Origin of the sequence: Aeromonas sp. FDAARGOS 1404, from assembly GCF_019047085.1 — a bacterium.
GTDB lineage: Bacteria > Pseudomonadota > Gammaproteobacteria > Enterobacterales > Aeromonadaceae > Aeromonas > Aeromonas veronii.
The window spans coordinates 3,480,243-3,499,202 of sequence record NZ_CP077237.1; the positions used below are offsets into that span (position 1 = coordinate 3,480,243).

Consider the following 18,960-nt stretch of genomic DNA (forward strand, 5'->3'; position numbering starts at 1 on the left):
AGCCGCCTCGCAAGAGGTAATGCCAGTCAGTTAAGCACTCTTATGACTAAATATTCGAGATATTGAATATCAAAAGTAGCTCCATGATTAAGGAGTCAAGTTGGCTCCAACCCTTGCTCTGACTGGCATGCAATAAAAGAGGGAGGCATCATGCCTCCCTCACTCGTTAGCCCTTATACCCCGCGGGTTGGGACTCAAATTCTCTTAACTGACTTGTATTACCTCGCAAGAGGCGGCTTTTTTTATGGCTGTTTGGGGCGCAGAGCGGATGCGGTATCGCTATTTCATCAGCTTCTTCACCTCGTCGCTGGCCAGCGCCTTGTTGAATTTGTCCCGCGCCTCTTTCCCCTTGGCGGAGTTGGTAAAGCAGACGTGGAGGGACTTGTCCTCGAGGATCTTGCCGTTGAAACCGAGGTTGGCGGCGACGTCCTTGAGCTGGGGATCGCTTTCCAGCAGATAGGTCATCACATTCTGGTCGATGACCGCCAGATCGAGCCGACCGTTGCCGAGCTTGAGCAGGTTCTGGCTGTCCGAGCTGGTGGCATCAGCCGAGAGTGCCTTGCTGGCCACTTTTTCGTCGAACTCGGTGGTATTCACATAGCCGGTGACGACACCAATTTTCTTGCCCTTGAGGTCATCAAGGCTCTGCCAGGTGACCGGCTGATCGGTTCGCTGGGCAAACCCGAGAGGGCCGTTACCTATGGGGTCAGAGAAGAGGCAGCTGCTCTTGGGGTCGAGATACTCGGGGAAATAACCCAGTACCTCTGGGTTGTTGGTTGCCTCGTCCACGGCCCGTTGCCAGGGGTAGAACTTGATAGTCAGCGGGTCGCCAGCCAGGGCAAAGGCTGCGGTCACCACCTGACTGCTCTTACCCTGTTCAGGCAGGCTGGCGCTGGTGTAAGGGGGCCATTCAAGGCTGGTCAACACCGCCGCCTGAGCGACCGACATGCCGAACAAGGGAAGAGTGGCCAGGGCGAGGTGCTTCCATTTCAGGCTCATAGAGATAACTCCTTGTGGTCAAACACCCCTTAAAGATAGCCCCCGGTGTCGATTGCGGATGCCGGCCATGGCTGACCGGCATCCGTGCCATCTATTTATTGTCGATATTCTCCGACTGCCAGAGGGCATAGCCCTTGCCGGAGGCCGTGGTGGGCAGATCAATCTGCATCAGGTCGTTGCCGATGACGAAGGGGTCCGTGTAGCGGGCGCGCAGATCCTGCGCCAGATCTTTGACCCTGATCTTGCCGTTGAGGCCGATATGGCTGAACACGGTCAGCGCCGGTTTGGCTTCGTTCATTACCCGGGCCGCCTGCTCGGGGGAGGCGAGGTGACCGGCGATCGCCTTGTAGCCGGGGTTGGCCTTCATCTGTTCGGCAGAGGTCATTGAGACGCAGTGCACCAGCAGGTCGGCCCCTTTGGCCTGCTTCACCACTTCGGGGCTGTAGCGGGTATCGCCGGAGAGCACCACGCTGTGGCCGTGATAGTCGATGCGATAGCCGAATGATGGCTTGATGTTGACTCCGTGGTCGTTGTCAAAGGCGGTTACCTTGACCCCGTCATGGTTGTAGACCACCCCGGCGGTGACCTCGTGGCTGTTGATCTCCACCCCGTCCAGCGGCGTTCCCTCATCCTTGACCCGGGTGGCGATGTCGGTGGCGTAGGCCTGCTGCAAGCCACGGGCGAGAGCTGTGGTGCCTTTGGGGCCGTAGAGTTCCATCGGCGTGTGGCGCTGGCCATAGGCCGGTTGCAGCCAACCGGTCAGCCAGAGATCCGCCAGCCCGTTGGTGTGGTCTGAGTGAAAGTGGGTGAGGAAGAAGGCGTTGACCCGGCCGATGGGGATATGCAGCTGCCACAGGCGAGTGGCGGAGTTGCGGCCAAAATCGAACACCAGCTTCTGGTTGCCCGCTTCGACCAGGGTGCTGTAACCGCCCCGGCTGATCTGGGGTACCGGAGTGCCGGTGCCGAGCAGGCTGACCCGAAAGATATCGTGCCGGGCTTGAGTTGCTGAGGCAGGGGCTTGATCGTGGTTGCTGATAAAGCTGCTCTCGGCGGCCTGACTGGCGCCGCTGACCAGCAGACCGACCAGCAGGGCGGCCAGATAGGTGCTTTTCATGGGGATTTATCCTGTGGGGAAGGGACGGCATCACTGTATTGGTAACTAAAAGTTGAATAAATTGGCTAAGATCCATTTCTTACTAAACTTTTGGTTGTGAATTAGGGCCCTTGTCGCGGGCTAAACGGCCTTGAAACGGGCAAAAAGGAGGGGTTGTGGACCGATTGACCAGCATGCGTATCTTCACCCGGGTGGTGGATCTCGGCTCCTACAGCGCGGTGGCGAGCGAAGAGGGGATCAGCGCCCAGATGGTGGGCAAGCATGTGCTGGGGCTGGAGCAGTGGCTGGGGGGAAAGCTGTTTCACAAGACCACCCGCCAGCAGACCCTCACCGAGCTGGGCCAGCTTTTTCTCGCTCGCTGTCAGCGGGTACTGGAGGAGATGGCATTGACCGAGTCGCTCACCCAGAATCTGCTGGCCGAGCCGGCCGGACGGCTGCGCATCGCCGCCCCCCTCAGTTTTGGCCACCACCGGCTGGTGCCGCTGCTGCCTGCTTTTCTCGACCGCTACCCCAAGCTGGATCTGGATCTGCAGCTCACCCCCCGCTGGGTCGATCTGGTGGAGGAGGGGTTCGATGCCGCCATCCGCACCCTGCGCCCGCAGGATGAGGCGCTGATCGCCCGTCCGCTGCTGACCCAGCACTACCGGCTCTGCGCGGCCCCCGACTACCTCAATCGCTATGGCGTGCCCCGTCATCCGGCCGATCTCGCTCGCCACCAGTGTCTGCATGGCAACTGGGGCGAGCACGAGCGCTGGCAATTTGTTGGCGAGGATGGCCAGAGCGAGGAGGTGCGGGTTGCCTCGCGCCTGCGCATCAACCACTGGCCGGCGCTGCTGACGGCGGCGCTCTCGGGGGCTGGTATCACCTTGCAGCCAGCCGAACAGGTGCGTGACCATATCGCTTCGGGGCGTTTGCTGCCGCTGCTTGGCCGCTATCAGAGCCCGGCCAAGACCCTCTACTTCATCTATCCGGCGGCGCGGCGGCAGGTGCTCAAGATCACCCTGCTGGGGGATTTTCTGGCCGAATCCCTGCAAGCTGGGCCCGAGCCTGAATAAAAGGCTGCATATTTTCGCCCCCACGCTTAACCATCGTACTTAACAAAGGGGCGGAGCAGGCCTAACATGGCGGGATGTTTTTTGAGTCAGGACAAAAGGATATGTCTGGGTTGAAAAAGGATCTCGGGCTCTGGCAGGGGATGGGGCTGCTCGCCACCTCGCTGCTCGGCACCGGGATCTTCGTGGTACCGGCGACAGCCGCCTCGCTGGCGGGCGGGGCCTCGCTCTGGGCCTGGTTGCTGCTGATTGCGCTGGTGCTGCCCATCGCCTTTACCTTCGCCCGCCTCGGCCGTCGCTATCCCCATGCGGGCGGCGCGCCGCACCTGATTGGTCTCGCCTTTGGCAACGGCGCCGAGCGCTTCTCCGCCTTCCTGTTTCTGGCAGTGCTGCCGGTGGGGCTGCCTGCCGCCCTGATGATTGCCGCCGGTTTCTGGCACGCCCTGTTCGAGATGGGGGAGTGGACCCTCTGGGCCATCCAGCTGCTGACCCTGCTCGGGGTCTTTTTGCTGGGGCTGCGCGGGGCGCGCTCTTCCGGCAACCTGCAGTTGCTGATCGCGCTCGCCATTTTGGGGCTCACCCTGCTTATCTGGTTCAAGGGGGAGGTGAGCTGGCGCGATGCGGCCCGGCCGCTGCCGAGCGCGGATGAGTGGCCCCCTATGGCCACCGCGCTGGCGGTGATGTTCTGGTGTTTCGTCGGGCTGGAAGCCTTCGCCCATATGGGGGAGGAGTTCAAGCGGCCGGAGCGGGACTACCCCATTGCCCTGCTCGGCGGTGTACTGCTGGCGGGGCTCATCTACTGGGTACACTCGCTGGTGGTGCTCAAATATGGCCTCTACGGCGATGAGGCGAAAAACGCCACCGCCATCCCCTCTCTGCTGGCGCTGCTGTTCGGCCCCACCGCCAAGTGGCTGGTGGCGGTGCTCGGCTACCTTTCCTGCTTTGCCAGCATCAACATCTACATTCAGGGCTTTGCCCGGCTGATCTGGAGCATGGCGCGGGAAGGCAAGTTGCCCCCCTCGCTGGCCGTGCTCACTGCCCGCGGCGCACCGCTGCGGGCGCTTACTCTGGTGCTCGCCATCTGTCTGCTCTGCATCACCCTGATCATCTGGCTGCGACTGCCGCTCGATGAGCTGATCCGCTACGCCAACGGCAACTTCGTGCTGGTCTACCTGCTCTGCATGGCGGCGGGCTGGCGCCTGCTCGGCGGGGTGGGCAAGGGGCTGGCTGTGGTGAGCGTGCTGCTCTGCGCTCTGGTGCTGGTGGCGCTCGCCACTCAGGTGCTCTATGCGGTGGTGCTCAGTCTTGGCTACGGTGGCTTCTCGTTGTGGCGGCGTCATCTGCGCCGCAGTCGTCAGCAGGATGCTCTTCCGGTAGCGAAGTAACGTCTCCCCGATGGTCGAAGAAATGAGAAAGCCCTGATGTTCAGGGCTTTTTGATTCCGGCATATGGGATGTTCATATGAATACTGGTTGGCACGCTATTTGCCGAAAAGTGCGGTGTCGGATCAACTCAACGGCGATTTATAGCCAAAAAAAGTGGGATCCAGCTCCCGTTTTGCTTAAAGTGATCCCTTCCGATCCCGGTGGTCGGAATGCCCGCAAGGATGCCCTTCAGACGTAAACAGGATGGCCTGGCCAGACTGACTCTCAGAGATGTGATTGCTTCGGTTCTCTTTTTATCTGTCACCTGTGGTGATAGCGCCTTGTTCCGTTCAGTCAGCCCGGGTTTTGCGTCTCTCTCATCGTGCATTGTCACCATCTGCAGCGAGTGAATCATGAGCGAATCGGTTTTTGAGATCCACGACTGGACCCTGAGCGTTGACGACAACATGTTGTGTCGCCCCGACCGCGAGGTCTACCTCGAACCCAGACTGGTCAATCTGTTGCGGTTTCTGGCCCACAATGCCGGCACCGTGTTTGGCCGCGATGCCCTGATCAACGAGGTGTGGGATGGCGCCGAGGTGACCGATCAGGTAGTGACCCAGTCCATCTTCGAACTGCGCAAGATCCTCAAAGATGGTCGCACCGATGCGACCGACTATATCGTCACCATACCCAAGCGCGGCTACAAGCTGGTGGCACCGGTGCGGCCGTTGCAGGTGGTTTCTGTGGTGATGGCGGACGAGCAGCCTGCTCCTGCGGTCAATACCGCTCTCTCCGACAACCCGACGCTCTCCGATCTGAGCCCGCCCGCGGCGGATCAGGACGATGATGCACAGCCCAATGTCGCCCCTTTTCCCGCCGGGCCCCTGACCCGCGCCATCTCCACCCATGCCAAGGATGCCCGCAGCCGCTGGAAGATGGTGAGTTTCGATATCTTCGTTGCCATCGTGCTGATCGCCATTGTCAGCATGCTCAGCTACCAGCACACCAGCCCCCAGGTACACTCCATGCTGGATCCCAATCTGCTGGTGTTCCGCTTTCACTCCGGCATGGATGACAACAACGAGAACGTGCGCCTCGCCGATGGCATTACCCGCGCCCTGATGGCCGAGGTGGCGGCGGCGACGCCGCTACGGGTGCAGTACGGCGCCACCACTCTGATGGGGGGCATCATGCCCGGCAAGGAGCTGAGTGTGCGGGTCACCCGCCAGCCGCGCGGCACCTATCTCGATCTGGAGTATCGCAATATCAATACCAACCGGGTGCTGTTCAGCCATCAGTACCAGCTCAGTCGCCACAGTGTGCACGGCGTGTTGCAGGCCAGCAGCCAGGATCTGCTGCGCGCCCTCGACCAACCCGATGCCGAGCCGGGGATGGGCTGGCCGACCGATGATGCCTCCCTGATGGCGATGATGGAGGCGCAGTACTACATCAACAGCCGGGATCCGATCGCCCTCAAGCGTGGGATTGATCTGCTGGAGCAGGCGCTGAGTGCCCATCCGGATCAGCCGCTGCTGTTGGCGGAGCGCTATCTGGCTGGCGAGGCGCTGGCCACCCTGGCGGGCAAATCCGAGAGCGAGCGGCTGCAGGGGATTGGCACTCATCTCGCCAGCGTGGTGCAAAACAGCGGCGCTCTCCCTGCTCGGGTGTGGGAGGCGTTGACCCTGCAGGCGATCCTCAACGGCCAGCAACAGCAGGCCAACTATCTGCTGGAGAAGGCGGCGAGTCGCGGCCGCTCTGTGCTCTACTACATACTGCAGGGCAAGCTGGCGGAGCTGGACGGTCGTCCCGAGGCGGCGGGGGATGCCTACAGTCAGGCCTTTCTGATGGAGGCGACCGAGCAGACCTATCTGCTCTGCCAGCAGCTCGGTTTCTACAGCAATATGGAGAGCCTCACTCCGGCTCTGTTCAATGCGCTGGGCCAGAGCAAGGTGAAGCTCTTCTAACACCGCAGTGTTGGTTCTCCCCCGGTCGGTGCGGTTGCCGACCCCATCCACAGGCTGCCTTCGGGCGGCCTGTGCTGTTTCTGCTTGTTTCAATCCTGCTTGTTTGCCACCGGGGATAGTCGCTCTGGTGCGGCCCGATTTATCCCCCGCAGCTCCCCACTATCCCCATTTGCCTTTGCCTTGCACGCGGCATTCGTTGCACTCGCGTTTGTTCGGCTTCACGCCGCGCACGCAGCTTGTGACATCTGCTCATGGTTGGCGGCGGGATAAGCTGTCCGTCACGACCCATTTCTCATTGCTGACCTGTTATCGCCATTGAGTTTTATCTCTGAGCCTAGATTGTGATGACCCGAGCGGAGGGCCGAACAGGAGGTGAGCGGCCACTCAGGGTGATGATCCGCAGGGCTTCCAAATGGCCGCAAGGGCAGGGGGGCGCAATGGGAGCTGCTTTATCTCGGGTTTATCTGGCCAAAAATATCAAGACGGCGAGATAAGGGGGTTATCAAGGGGCCAAAATGGGGCGGAAGGATATCAAGGTTTTATCAAGGTGGCGGTGTGACCTGATGTCAATTGACTGTTTTTAAATGGTTTTTATCAAAAATAATGAGACAGCGAAAACAGTTGGCTCATATTTTTATCCGTTAGCTGGTCTTTATGTTTTCCGGGGATGAGAGGCCTAGTCTGTGCCCATTCTTTGGCGGGGCGTTCCGCCAAATATGTATGTGACGACCCGACCTTTTATAGAACCGGAGATCTTATGTCCCTAGATACGAGCAAGAAGATTGGCCTTATCGCCTGTACAGGTGTGGTGGCCGGCAACATGATGGGGAGTGGCATCGCGCTGCTGCCTTCGGCACTGGCCACCATCGGCTCCATCTCTGTCTTTAGCTGGGCAATCTGTCTGGTAGGCGCCATGGGCCTCGCCTTCGTCTTCGCCCGCCTGGCTACCAAGAACCCGCAAGAGGGTGGCCCCATTGCTTACGCTGGCGAGATCTCTCCGGTGTTCGGTTTCCAGACCGGTGTGCTTTATTACCACGCCAACTGGATCGGTAACCTGGCCATCGCCATTACCGGCGTCTCCTACCTCTCGGTCTTCTTCCCCATTCTCAACAGCCCAATTCCGGCCGCTGCAGCCACCATCGCTGCCGTCTGGATCTTCACCTTCGTCAACCTGCTTGGCGGTAGCTGGGTGAGCCGACTCTGTACTCTGGGTCTGGTGCTGATCCTGCTGCCGGTTGTCGGTACTGCGGTGATGGGCTGGGGTCATTTTGATGCCACCGTCTACAGCCAGAACTGGAACACCACCAGCGGCAGCGACCTGCATGCGGTCATCAGCGCCGTGCTGATCTGCCTCTGGTCCTTCGTCGGTGTTGAATCTGCCGCCGTCTCTTCCGGCATGGTGAAGAACCCCAAGCGCACCGTACCGCTCGCGACCATGCTGGGTACCGGTATCGCCGGTGTTATCTACATCCTCTCTACCCAGGTGATCAGCGGCATGTTCCCGGCCGGTGAAGTGGCAGCCTCCGGCGCCCCGTTTGCCATGGCCTCTTCCGCCATCTTCGGTAGCTGGTCTGCGCCGTTCGTCTCTGCCTTCACCGCCCTGGCCTGCTTCACCTCGCTCGGTTCCTGGATGATGCTGGTGGGCGAGGCGGGCAAGCGTGCCGCCAACGACGGCAACTTCCCGAAAATCTATGGCGAAGTGGACAAGAACGGCGTAGCCAAGAAGGGTCTGATCCTGGGCTCCCTCAAGATGACTGCCCTGATGGTTGGCCTGACCGCCTTCACTTCCCAGTCCGCTCACGCTGCCGATCTCTTCAACGTGCTGACCACAGATGCGGTGCTGCTGACCATGCTGCCCTACTTCTACTCCAGCATTAACCTGATCCGCTTCGAGGGCATGACCTCCCGCAGCATCGGCGCGATGATCTTCTCCGGTGTGGCCTGTGTCTTCTGTCTGGTGGCCCTGATGGGTGCCAAGGGTTCCAACCTCACCGCTACCTTCGTGGTGTCGCTCATCATCCTGATGTTCTACGCCAAAAAACAGGGTCTGCGTCAGCACGACGCCCTGCTGAGCGAACAACCCAGCAACTAATTCCCCCTTTTATCTTCCGAGCGCTCTTCACTCACCATCCCTGATGGAGAGCGCCCCTTTACGTGTGGAGCATTACGATGAATATCATTGCCATCCTCAACCACCTGGGCGTTTTCTTTAAAGAAGAACCCATTCGCCAGCTGCAAGCCTCCCTCGAGCGCAAGGGTTTCGAGGTTGTTTATCCGGTCGACGTTGCCGACCTGCTGAAACTGATTGAGAAGAACCCCCGCGTTTGCGGCGCCATCTTCGACTGGGACAAATACTCTCTGGGCCTGTGCAAGGAGATCCACGATCGCAACGAGAAGCTGCCGATCTTCGCCTTCGCCAACGACCAGTCCACCCTGGATATTCACCTGACCGACCTGCGTCTGAACGTGCACTTCTTCGAGTACCGTCTTGGCATGGCCGATGACATCGCCCTCAAGATGGGTCAGGCCACTCAGGAGTATCAGGACGCCATCCTGCCGCCGTTTACCAAGGCGCTGTTCAAGTACGTAGAAGAGGGTAAATACACCTTCTGTACTCCTGGTCACATGGGTGGTACCGCCTTCCAGATGAGCCCGGCCGGCAGCATCTTCTATGACTTCTATGGCCCGAACGCGTTCAAGGCTGACGTTTCCATCTCCATGCCGGAGCTGGGTTCCCTGCTGGATCACTCAGGTCCGCACAAGGAAGCCGAAGAGTACATCGCCCGTACCTTCAACGCCGATCGCTCCTATATCGTCACCAACGGCACCTCCACTGCCAACAAGATCGTCGGCATGTTCTCCGCACCGGCCGGCAGCACTGTGCTGGTTGACCGCAACTGCCACAAGTCGCTCACTCACCTGATGATGATGAACGACGTGACCCCGATCTACTTCCGTCCGACCCGCAACGCCTACGGCATTCTGGGTGGTATCCCGCAGAGCGAATTCAGCCGCGACACCATCGCTGCCAAGGTTGCCGCGACACCGGGTGCCCAGGCTCCCCGTTACGCCGTCGTCACCAACTCCACCTATGATGGCCTGCTCTACAACACCGGCTTCATCAAGGAGAGTCTGGATACCCCTTACATCCACTTCGACAGTGCCTGGGTGCCTTACACCAACTTCAGCCCGATCTATGAAGGCAAGTGCGGCATGAGCGGCGAAGCGATGCCGGGCAAGGTGTTCTATGAAACCCAGTCCACCCACAAGCTGCTGGCGGCCTTCTCCCAGGCCTCGATGATCCACATCAAGGGTGACGTGGAGGAAGAGACCTTCAACGAAGCCTTCATGATGCACACCTCCACCTCGCCGCAGTACGGCATCGTGGCATCGACCGAGATCTCCGCTGCCATGATGCGTGGCAACACCGGCAAGCGTCTGATCAAGGACTCCATCGATCGCTCCATCTCCTTCCGCAAAGAGATCAAGCGTCTGCGTGATCAGAGCGAAGGCTGGTTCTTCGACGTATGGCAGCCGGACAACATCGACACCGTCGAGTGCTGGAAGCTTGATCCGAAAGATGACTGGCACGGCTTCAAGGACATCGATGACAACCACATGTACCTGGATCCGATCAAGGTCACCCTGCTGACCCCGGGTATGGGTCGTGACGGCCAGCTGCTGGAGAAGGGCATTCCTGCTTCACTGGTCTCCAAGTTCCTGGACGAGCGCGGCATCGTGGTCGAGAAGACCGGCCCTTACAACATGCTGTTCCTCTTCTCCATCGGTATCGATCAGTCCAAGGCGATGCAGCTGCTGCGCGCCCTGACCGAGTTCAAGCGTGGCTATGACCTGAACCTGACCATCAAAAACATCCTGCCGAGCCTCTATCGTGAAGATCCGAGCTTCTACGAAGGGATGCGCATTCAGGAGCTGGCCCAGAGCATCCACGATCTGACCTGCAAATACCGTCTGCCGGAGCTGATGTTCAAGGCGTTCGACGTGCTGCCGGAGATGAAGATGACCCCGCACGCCGCATGGCAGCAAGAGCTGGCGGGCAATCTGGAAGAGGTGCCGTTGCGTGACATGGTTGACCGCATCAGCGCCAACATGATCCTGCCGTACCCGCCGGGAGTTCCGTTGGTTCTGCCGGGCGAGATGGTGACCCAGGATTCTCTGCCGGTGCTCGAGTTCCTCGAGATGCTGTGCGAGATCGGTGCCCACTACCCGGGTTTTGAGACCGACATCCACGGCCTCTATCGTCAGGCCGATGGCAGCTACACCGTCAAGGTGCTGCGTTAATCGACAGTGACAACAGTCGAAAGTGACAACAACGGGCCGCAAGGCCCGTTTTTCCCTCCGGAATTCCTGTTCTTATTGCGTGAGTCGCCAACCATGAAGCGAGTGCTCTCCATTCAATCCCACGTAGTCTTTGGCTGTGCCGGCAACAGCGCCGCCGTTTTTCCCATGCGTCGCCTCGGGATCGAGGTGTGGCCGATGAACACGGTGCAGTTCTCCAACCACACCCAATACCGTGAAGGCTGGCAGGGGATGGTGATGCCCGGCGGCCATATCCGTCAGCTGGTAAACGGCCTGGCGGAGATCGGCGTGCTGGCCGAGTGCGATGCGCTGCTGAGCGGCTACCTCGGCTCGGCCGAACAGGGGGAGGAGATCCTGGCGGCGGTGGCCCGGCTCAAGGCGCTCAATCCGGCCGCCCTCTATTTTTGTGACCCCGTGATGGGTCACCCCGACAAGGGGTGCATAGTGGCACCCGGCGTCGCCGATTTTCTGAAACATCGGGCACTGGCCTGTGCCGATATGCTGGCCCCCAATCTGCTGGAGCTGGAACAGCTCACCGGCCGCGATATCCGCAATGTGCCGGAGGCCATCGAGGCGTGCCAGCAGCTGCGCGCGCAAGGGGTCAAGCTGGTGATGGTCAAGCATCTGGGCAAGGCCGGCTTTGCCATGGACCGCTTCGAGATGCTGCTGGTGTGCGAGGAGGGGACCTTTCATCTTTCCCGCCCGCTCTACCCTTTTGCTCGCCACCCCATCGGGGTGGGGGATCTGCTGAGCGCCACCATGCTGGCCAATCTGCTGGCCGGTTGTACCCCGGTAGCGGCGTTCGAACTTACCAACGCCAGCGTGGATGCCGTGCTGGCTCGCACCTGGCTGGCGGGGGCCTACGAGCTGCAACTGGTGGCGGCCCAGCACGAGATGGCGCTGCCGCAGGTCTCCATCCGGGCGACTCGCTTCTGAGCTGGTTACGCCAACAGCAGAAACAACAAAGCCCTGATTATCAGGGCTTTTTATATTTCAGATTCGGGGAGAGGGCTTAGTCCTGCGGGCTTTTGAGCGCCTTGACCACATCCTCTTTGGGCTCCAGCTCCTTGACCTGATTGAAGATTTCCAGCTCCCCTTGCGGGCTGACGGTGTAGGCATCGGCATCCTGATAGCTGCCGCTGCCAGCGCTCTCGATGATGACCACCAGCTCGGGCTGCTTGTCGCCATTCAAATCGACCAGTTTCAGCTCCCGGATAAAGCCGTTGCGGGCCATCACCTTGCCATCCTGAAACTCATCCAGTGGAAACTGGGCGTTCTGGCCCGAATAGAGCCGCACGTCATAGCTGCCGATGGAGGCGGGCTCACCGGCCCCCTGCTCCACCCGGATCACCTGCCCGGAGGGGAGGGTCAGTTGCTTGCTAAATCCCTCTTCGGCTTGTGCCGCCAGCGGCAGGGTCAGCAGCCCTGCCATCATCAATGCTCTGTTCATCTTGCAACCTCTTGCTGTCTATTGAGTGCGGGCTCCCGGGGAGCCCGCACTGATGCTGTTACCAGATCTTCACCCGCTTCTGAGGCGGCAGATAGAGTTTGTCCCCCGGCTGGATGTTGAATGCCTCGTAGAAGGCGGGAATGTTCGGCACCACGCCGTTGACCCGGTACTCGGGGGGCGAGTGGGGGTCGGAGCGCAGCAGCATCTGCATCAGCTCGGGGCGATACATCCCCTTCCACACCTGCGCCCAGCCGAGGAAGAAGCGCTGTTCGCCGGTAAAGCCATCCAGCACCGGTGCCTCCTTGCCATCCAGCGACAGCTCGTAGGCCTTGTGAGCTATGGTGAGACCGCCCAGATCGCCGATGTTCTCCCCCAGGGTAAACTGGCCGTTGACGAACTGGCCGTTGATGGGCTCGAAGCGGTTGTACTGGGCCACCAGACGGCTGGTGCGGAAGCGGAACTCCTTGAGATCCTGCGGTGTCCACCAGTCGCGCATCATGCCGTCGCCGTCGGATTTGGCCCCCTGATCATCAAAACCGTGGCCCATCTCGTGACCAATGACCCCGCCGATGGCGCCGTAGTTGACCGCATCATCCGCCGTCATGTCGAAGAAGGGGGGCTGCAGAATGGCCGCCGGGAAGACGATCTCGTTGTTGCTCGGGTTGTAGTAGGCGTTCACCGTTTGCGGCGACATGTGCCATTCGTCCCGGTCGACCGGTTTGCCGAGGCGCACCAGACTGTCTGCGTATTCAAAGGCTTGCGAGCGTTGCAGGTTGCCCACCAGATCATCCGGTTTGATGGCGATGGCGCTGTAATCCTTCCACTTGTCGGGGTAGCCGATCTTGGGGCGGAACTTGGCCAGCTTCTCGAGTGCCTGCGCCTTGGTCTCGGGCGACATCCAGTCGAGCTCCTTGATGCTCTGGCCGTAGGCGGTGCGCAGGTTCTCCACCAGCTGCTCCATCCGCTCCTTGGCCGCCGGCGGGAAGTAGCGGGCCACATAGAGCTGGCCGACCGCTTCACCCAGATGATCGTTCAGCACCCCGAGCGCCCGCTCCCAGCTGGCGCGCTGCTTGGGCGTGCCGCTCAATGTGGTGCCGTAGAAGGCAAAGTTGGCCCGGTCGGTCTCGTTGTCGAGATAGGGGGCGTAGTCGGTCAGCAGTTGCCACTTGAGGTAGGCCTGCCAGTCGGCGATGGGGGTCTGGGCCATCACCTGATCCAGCGCGCTCAGATAGGTCGGCTGGCCGATGATGAGCTCCGGCTGACCAGCAATGCCCGCGGCATTGAGATAAGCCTGCCAGTCGAGATGGGGGGCGAGCCGTGCCAGTTCACTGGCGGGGCGCTTGTTGTAGTTCTTCTCCCGATCCCGCAGGGCCACGTTGTCCCACTGGATGGTGGCGAGCCGGGTTTCGAGGGCCAGAATCCGTTTGGCCTTGCCGCTCGGGTCAGATTCCCCGAGGCGGCTCAGCATGGCGGCGATATGCTGCTGGTACTTCTGGCGCAGGGCCTGACTCTCGGGATCCTGCTTGAGGTAGTAGTCCCGATCCGGCAGCCCCAATCCCCCCTGATAGAGGTAGACCGCATAGTGGTCGGGGGACTTGGCATCGGCGTCGATCCAGATGCCGAACGGTGCGCCGCCGCCCATGCGGCCCGACTGGGCAAAGGCGCGGGCCAGCGCGGCCTGATCACCGATCCGATCGATGTCGGCCAGCGCCGGTGCCAGCGGGGTGAGCCCCTTGGCGTCACGGCCTGCCTGATCCAGATAGCTGGCGTAGAGATCGCGGATCTGCTGGGTCGGCGTGCCGGTGGCGGCCTCCTGCTTGGCCAGCCCCTCGACCAGCACCCGCACATCGGCGAGGGATTTGTCCCGCAGCATGTAGAAAGCGCCATCGGCGGGGCGATCGTCGGGGATCTTGGCGGTGGCGAGCCACTTGCCATTGACGTAGCGGAAGAAGTCATCACCAGGTTTGACCTGGGTGTCCATATTGGCCAGCGCCAGCCCGGAGTGTTTGGGGGAGTCTTGCGGTGCCTGACTGCAGCCAGCCAGCAGGGCCAGTCCAATCAGGCCGGCCAGTAAGCTTTTCTTATTGTTCATCTTGTTTGATTCCAATTCCGATTGTTTGCTTCCCTGCCCATCTTCCTTGCTCCTACCGGTTGTGCGACCGCCTTGCGGCCAGCCTGGTGGAGAGGGCGGGCGAGCCTCACTCTAGCAGCAGGGTTGCAGCTTGATAAGCCCGACTCTGCTAAGATCGGCCGGTCCGTTTTGGGGAAGCCTATGATTTCTCATCTTTATTCTCGCTTTTGTCTGACTATGCCAGCGCCGGAAGGTTCCACCGGTCTGCTGGTGGCCTTCAGTGGCGGCCTCGACTCCACCCTGCTGCTGGTACTGGCGGCGCAGTATGCCCGCGAGCATTGCCTGCCACTTCGCGCCCTGCACGTGCACCACGGCCTCAGTCCCCATGCCGATGAGTGGGTCGCTCATTGTGAAGCCGTGTGTCAGCAATTGGCGGTGGAGCTGCTGGTCGAGCGGGTGACACTGGCCCGTGGCAATGGCGAGAGTCTGGAGGCGCAGGCCCGCACCGCCCGTTACCAACGGCTGACCGCCCGGATGCGGGAGGGGGAGTGGCTGCTCACCGCCCACCATCAGGACGATCAGCTGGAGACCCTGCTGCTGGCCCTCAAGCGCGGCGCCGGTCTGCGCGGTCTGGCCGGCATCTTGCCAAGCCAGCCCTTTGCTGGCGGTCTGCTGCTGCGGCCGCTGCTCGATATGAGTCGCGCCGAGCTGGCCGAGGCGGCGGCGAGCCTCCCCTTTGGCTGGGTGGAGGATGAGAGCAATCAGGACGTGAGCTATGACCGCAACTTTTTGCGCCAGACGCTTATCCCCCATCTCAAGGCGCGCTGGCCCGCCATGGCCCAGACCGCGGCGCGCAGCATGGCCCTGTGCGCCGAGCAGGAGGCACTGCTGGACGAGCTGGCCGAGAGCGACTGGCAGCTGGCGGGCGAGGGGGAGGCGCTCCATATCGGCCCGCTGCACGCCCTTTCACCCACCCGGCGCAACAACCTGCTGCGCTACTGGATCCGCCGTCAGGGAGGCGAGATGCCATCCCGTGAGCAGCTTGCCCGGCTGTGGCAGGAGGTGGCGCTGGCGCGCGGCGATGCCAATCCCCAGCTCAACTGGGGGCGCCAGAGCTGCCGCCGTTTTCAGGAGCGACTCTATCTGGTGAGCCCTGACCTGCAACCCTGCCATCAGCTGTTGCCGCTGACCGTGGGTGAGCCGCTGACCCTGCCGGACGGGTTGGGCGAGCTGGTGGTACGCATGGCGGAGTGCGGCGAGGATCTGCTGCGTGCCCCCCGGCCGGACGAGCCGCTCTCGGTGCGTTTTCAGGTAGCGCCCGGGATCCCCCTCAAACCGGTGGGACGGGGCGGTAGTCGGCGGATGAAGAAGCTGCTGCAGGAGTATGGCGTGCCTTCGTGGCAGCGGGGGCGCATCCCCATCCTCTACTATGGCGAGCAGGCGGCGGCGGTGGTGGGGCTCTTTGTCTGCGACGGTTTTATGGCGCAGGGTGCCGGGCTGGTGTGCCACTGGCAAGGGGGCGGTGCAGCCTCGGTTCTACCCGAGCAGGATCTTGCCTGAGGTGATCGGTGTGAGCGGGGACCCCACAAAAAGAAGCTCCGGTCACATGGCGCGCATGTGCCGGAGCAAAGAAGAGTTCGGGATTATTCGTTAGGGCTGGCCTTGCCTGCTTTCTTGCGGGCGTAGAGGTGGCTGTCGGCCGCCTCGTAGAGGCTCGGCACGTCGACCCCGGATTGCCAGCTGGCGGCGCCAAGGCTGCATCCGACCGAGAAGGTGCTGAGCTCCTTGTTGGTCATCAACATATGCTGCAGTCGCAGCCAGACCGGGCGCCACGCCTCGGGTTCGGCCGGTTGCAGCAGCAGGGCAAATTCATCTCCCCCGAGCCGGAAGGCTTGATCCGTGCTGCGGATGCACCCCTTGAGCAGCTGGGCGAAGCGACTCAGCACCAGATCCCCCACCGGATGGCCCCAGGTATCATTGATCTGCTTGAAGCGATCGAGATCCAGCAGCACCAGCACCAGACCGTGGGGCTCGCGGCTGTGCTGCTCGATGGCGCGACCGATGGCCTCGTCAAAGTAGGAGCGGTTGCCAAGGCCGGTCAGGTGATCGAGCCGGACCAGCTGATCCAGTTTTTCCAGCCGCAGATAGAGGGGCAGCAGCAGGCAGAGCAGCTGATGGTATTGCATCAGTACCCGTTGCTGGCTGCCGCTCAGCGGATGTTCCAGCTCGTAGTGGAGCTGGCCGAGCAGCTGGCCATGCTGACCGCGCAGCTCGAACGGATAGTTGTGCAGGTTGAGGGTGGCCAGCGGCGGGTGCTGGATCAGCACATGGGGCTGGCCACAATCGAGGTAGAGACCGTGGATCCTGACAATTCTTGCCGCACGATCGGCAAAAGTTGTCAGCAGACCGCCGAGATCGCTCTGCCCCAACAACTGCTCGAGCAACTGGTTACGTTCAACGCTGGGCAACGGCGTGAGCCGCTCCATCTGGCGAACCCACTGCTCGATGCCATGGCTAAAGCCATTAAGTGACGACGTATTTTCCATGGTCTTCCACCTGTAACACCTGACTACTGTCTCCTCCTTGCAATTGGCATGCCCAATATATCTTTCCTGCCCGCCAGATCGGCTGACTAAGCTTAAGTCGATAAAAGGAGAGGAAAATTTGTACACCGACCTGTTGATCCTGCTGTTCGCCGCCGTTCTGCTGGTGGCAACTTTCCGGCGCCTCGGCTTGCCGGTGATCCTCGCCTACCTGATTGCCGGCGTCTTGCTCGGCCCCCACGGGCTGGCGGTGATCACCGGCCAGTCGATCATGCAGACCATTGCCGAGCTGGGGATCGTCTTTTTGATGTTCTCGCTGGGGCTGGAGTTCTCCCTGCCAAAATTGCTGGCGATGCGCCGGTTGGTGCTGGGGGTCGGGATGTTGCAGGTGCTGCTCACGTCACTGCTCTTTTTCGCCATCGGCTGGTGGTGGGGGTTGGGTCTGGCCCAGTCGCTGGTGGTGGCGGGGACGTTGGCGCTCTCCTCGACGGCGGTGGTGATCAAGCAGCTCGGCGAGCAGAAGCAGCTCCATACCCGCCGCGCCCAGCTGGGGGTGAGCGTGCTGCTGTTTCAGGATCTGGCGGTGGTGCCGCTGCTGGTGATGATCCCGATCCTCGCCCAGCCGGAAGTGCAGGGGAGCGCCCTTGCCGCCGAGATCGCCTGGGCCACCCTCAAGGGGCTGTTTGCTCTCTTCACTCTACTGGCGGTGGGCAAGTGGTTGCTGCCGTTGTTGTTTCACGAAGTGGCGCGAGCCCGCTCCGACGAGTTGTTCGTGCTGAGTGCCCTGCTGGTGGCGCTGCTGGCAGCCTACATGACCCATTCACTGGGACTGTCGATGGCGCTGGGGGCGTTTCTGGCGGGGATGATGCTGGGGGAGTCCCACTACCGTCATCAGCTGGAGGTAGACATCAAGCCCTTTCGCGACGTGCTGATGGGGCTCTTCTTTATCACCATCGGCATGGCCATGGAGTGGGAACTGGTGGCGCGGGCTTGGTGGCAGGTACTGATCTGCGTAGTGTTGCTGGTGCTGTGCAAATCCCTGCTGGTACTGCTGGCCGGGCGGCTGATGGGGGAGCGCAAGCGCGACAGCATGGCCGCCGGCATCATGCTCAGTCAGGTGGGGGAGTTTGGCTTCGTGCTGCTGGCGCTGGCGCTCCACCACGGCCTACTGGATCAGCAGCTGGTCTCCCTGCTCATCGGCATCGGCATCATCTCCATCGCCATGACCCCCTGGCTGGTGACCCAGGCCCATTCGCTGGCCCGCAGCCTCACCGATCCTGCGCTGCTGACTCGCTCCGAGGTGGCACAGTCGGGCCTGAGCAAAAACCAGCACGTCATCATCGCCGGCTTTGGCCGGGCGGGGCAGACCTGTGCCCGCTTTCTCAAGATCGAGGAGATCCCCTTTCTGGCCCTCGACCTCGACCCTGAGCGGGTGAGCGAGGCCAAGCTGGCGGGGGAGCAGGTGGCCTTCGGCGATGCCAGTCGCCGCGATATTCTGCTGGCCGCCGGTCTGTTGCGGGCACGGCTGGTGATCATCACCTTCGATGACCGCAAGCGGGTTGAGGCGATGCTGGCACTGATCCGCGAACTGGCGGGAGATCTCAAGGTGCTGGTGCGCACCCGGGATGACAGCTTTCTGGAGCAGTACAAGCAGGCGGGGGCCTTCGAGGTGATCCCCGAATCCCAGGAAGGGGCCCTGATGCTGGTCTCCCACCTGCTGCTCAATTGCGATATCCCCATCGGTCGGGTGATCCGCCGGATGGAGCTGGAGCGCAGCAGTCAGTATCGCTTCCTACACGGCTTCTACTGGGGGGATCAGAGTGCCAGCAATCTGGAGGCAGATCAGCTGCTTGAACGCCTCCATCCGCTGTTGCTGCACGATCAGGCGTGGGCGGTGGGCCATGAAGTGCGCGAGCTGCCGCTTGATGAGGTGCGGATCAAGGAGGTGCAGCGCGGGGATCAGAGTCTGGAGCCCAGACCCGAGCTGGTGCTGGCAGCTGGCGATCGGCTGATCCTGTTTGGTACCGTGGTGGCGATGGAGCAGGCGGAGCAGCGTTTGCTGGAGGGGCGCTGAGTCCCC

13 protein-coding genes are annotated in these 18,960 nt (G+C 61.5%); 8 read left to right on the forward strand and 5 right to left on the reverse strand.

Features of this window, described 5'->3' with window-relative positions; genetic code table 11:
* Positions 1-279: 279 nt before the first annotated feature.
* Together I6L34_RS16325 and I6L34_RS16330 are read right to left on the reverse strand one after the other, a co-directional pair.
* Positions 280-999 carry an ABC transporter substrate-binding protein gene (locus I6L34_RS16325; protein WP_058056743.1) on the reverse strand — a complete coding sequence of 240 codons (720 nt, stop codon included), beginning with the start codon at positions 997-999 and terminating at the stop codon, positions 280-282.
* Between the two features lie 91 nt (positions 1,000-1,090).
* Positions 1,091-2,113, reverse strand: coding sequence for an MBL fold metallo-hydrolase (locus tag I6L34_RS16330; protein WP_058059959.1), 1,023 nt, complete (start codon positions 2,111-2,113; stop codon positions 1,091-1,093).
* Positions 2,114-2,268: 155 nt separating this feature from the next.
* Here I6L34_RS16330 and I6L34_RS16335 point away from each other — a divergent pair, with 155 nt between their 5' ends.
* From I6L34_RS16335 to pdxY, 6 genes are all read left to right on the forward strand, one after another.
* The gene (locus I6L34_RS16335; protein WP_058056741.1) at positions 2,269-3,168 is read left to right on the forward strand and encodes a LysR family transcriptional regulator; all 900 of its coding nucleotides are present in this window, start codon (positions 2,269-2,271) and stop codon (positions 3,166-3,168) included.
* A gap of 101 nt (positions 3,169-3,269) precedes the next feature.
* Positions 3,270-4,550: an L-methionine/branched-chain amino acid transporter gene (gene yjeH / locus I6L34_RS16340; RefSeq protein WP_216954989.1), complete on the forward strand. Its 1,281-nt coding sequence runs from the start codon at positions 3,270-3,272 to the stop codon at positions 4,548-4,550.
* 392 nt (positions 4,551-4,942) lie between these two features.
* The gene (gene cadC / locus I6L34_RS16345) at positions 4,943-6,496 is read left to right on the forward strand and encodes a lysine decarboxylation/transport transcriptional activator CadC (protein ID WP_216954990.1); all 1,554 of its coding nucleotides are present in this window, start codon (positions 4,943-4,945) and stop codon (positions 6,494-6,496) included.
* 757 nt (positions 6,497-7,253) lie between these two features.
* Positions 7,254-8,588: a cadaverine/lysine antiporter gene (gene cadB, locus I6L34_RS16350; RefSeq protein ID WP_005338486.1), complete on the forward strand. Its 1,335-nt coding sequence runs from the start codon at positions 7,254-7,256 to the stop codon at positions 8,586-8,588.
* 77 nt (positions 8,589-8,665) lie between these two features.
* The gene (locus tag I6L34_RS16355; RefSeq protein WP_216954991.1) at positions 8,666-10,798 is read left to right on the forward strand and encodes a lysine decarboxylase CadA; all 2,133 of its coding nucleotides are present in this window, start codon (positions 8,666-8,668) and stop codon (positions 10,796-10,798) included.
* 93 nt (positions 10,799-10,891) lie between these two features.
* Positions 10,892-11,752 (forward strand): pyridoxal kinase PdxY, encoded by an 861-nt coding sequence (gene pdxY / locus I6L34_RS16360; protein ID WP_216954992.1) that lies wholly within the window; start codon positions 10,892-10,894, stop codon positions 11,750-11,752.
* Between the two features lie 76 nt (positions 11,753-11,828).
* Here the strand turns inward: pdxY and I6L34_RS16365 are convergent, their stop codons facing one another.
* The gene (locus I6L34_RS16365) at positions 11,829-12,266 is read right to left on the reverse strand and encodes a PliI family lysozyme inhibitor of I-type lysozyme (protein ID WP_058059044.1); all 438 of its coding nucleotides are present in this window, start codon (positions 12,264-12,266) and stop codon (positions 11,829-11,831) included.
* Positions 12,267-12,324: 58 nt separating this feature from the next.
* On the reverse strand, positions 12,325-14,358 hold the full coding sequence (locus tag I6L34_RS16370; protein WP_216954993.1) for a M13 family metallopeptidase: 2,034 nt from the start codon (positions 14,356-14,358) through the stop codon (positions 12,325-12,327).
* Positions 14,359-14,538: 180 nt separating this feature from the next.
* Here I6L34_RS16370 and tilS point away from each other — a divergent pair, with 180 nt between their 5' ends.
* Entirely contained in the window at positions 14,539-15,897 is a 1,359-nt protein-coding gene (gene tilS / locus I6L34_RS16375) for a tRNA lysidine(34) synthetase TilS (protein WP_216954994.1), read from the forward strand.
* Between the two features lie 83 nt (positions 15,898-15,980).
* On the opposite strand, the gene I6L34_RS16380 is transcribed toward tilS, so the two are convergent.
* The gene (locus I6L34_RS16380; RefSeq protein ID WP_005347848.1) at positions 15,981-16,883 is read right to left on the reverse strand and encodes a GGDEF domain-containing protein; all 903 of its coding nucleotides are present in this window, start codon (positions 16,881-16,883) and stop codon (positions 15,981-15,983) included.
* Between the two features lie 118 nt (positions 16,884-17,001).
* On the opposite strand from I6L34_RS16380, the gene I6L34_RS16385 reads away from it, so the two are divergent.
* Complete coding sequence (locus I6L34_RS16385; protein WP_005358805.1) at positions 17,002-18,954, forward strand: monovalent cation:proton antiporter family protein; 1,953 nt, start codon at positions 17,002-17,004, stop codon at positions 18,952-18,954.
* Positions 18,955-18,960 lie beyond the last annotated feature (6 nt).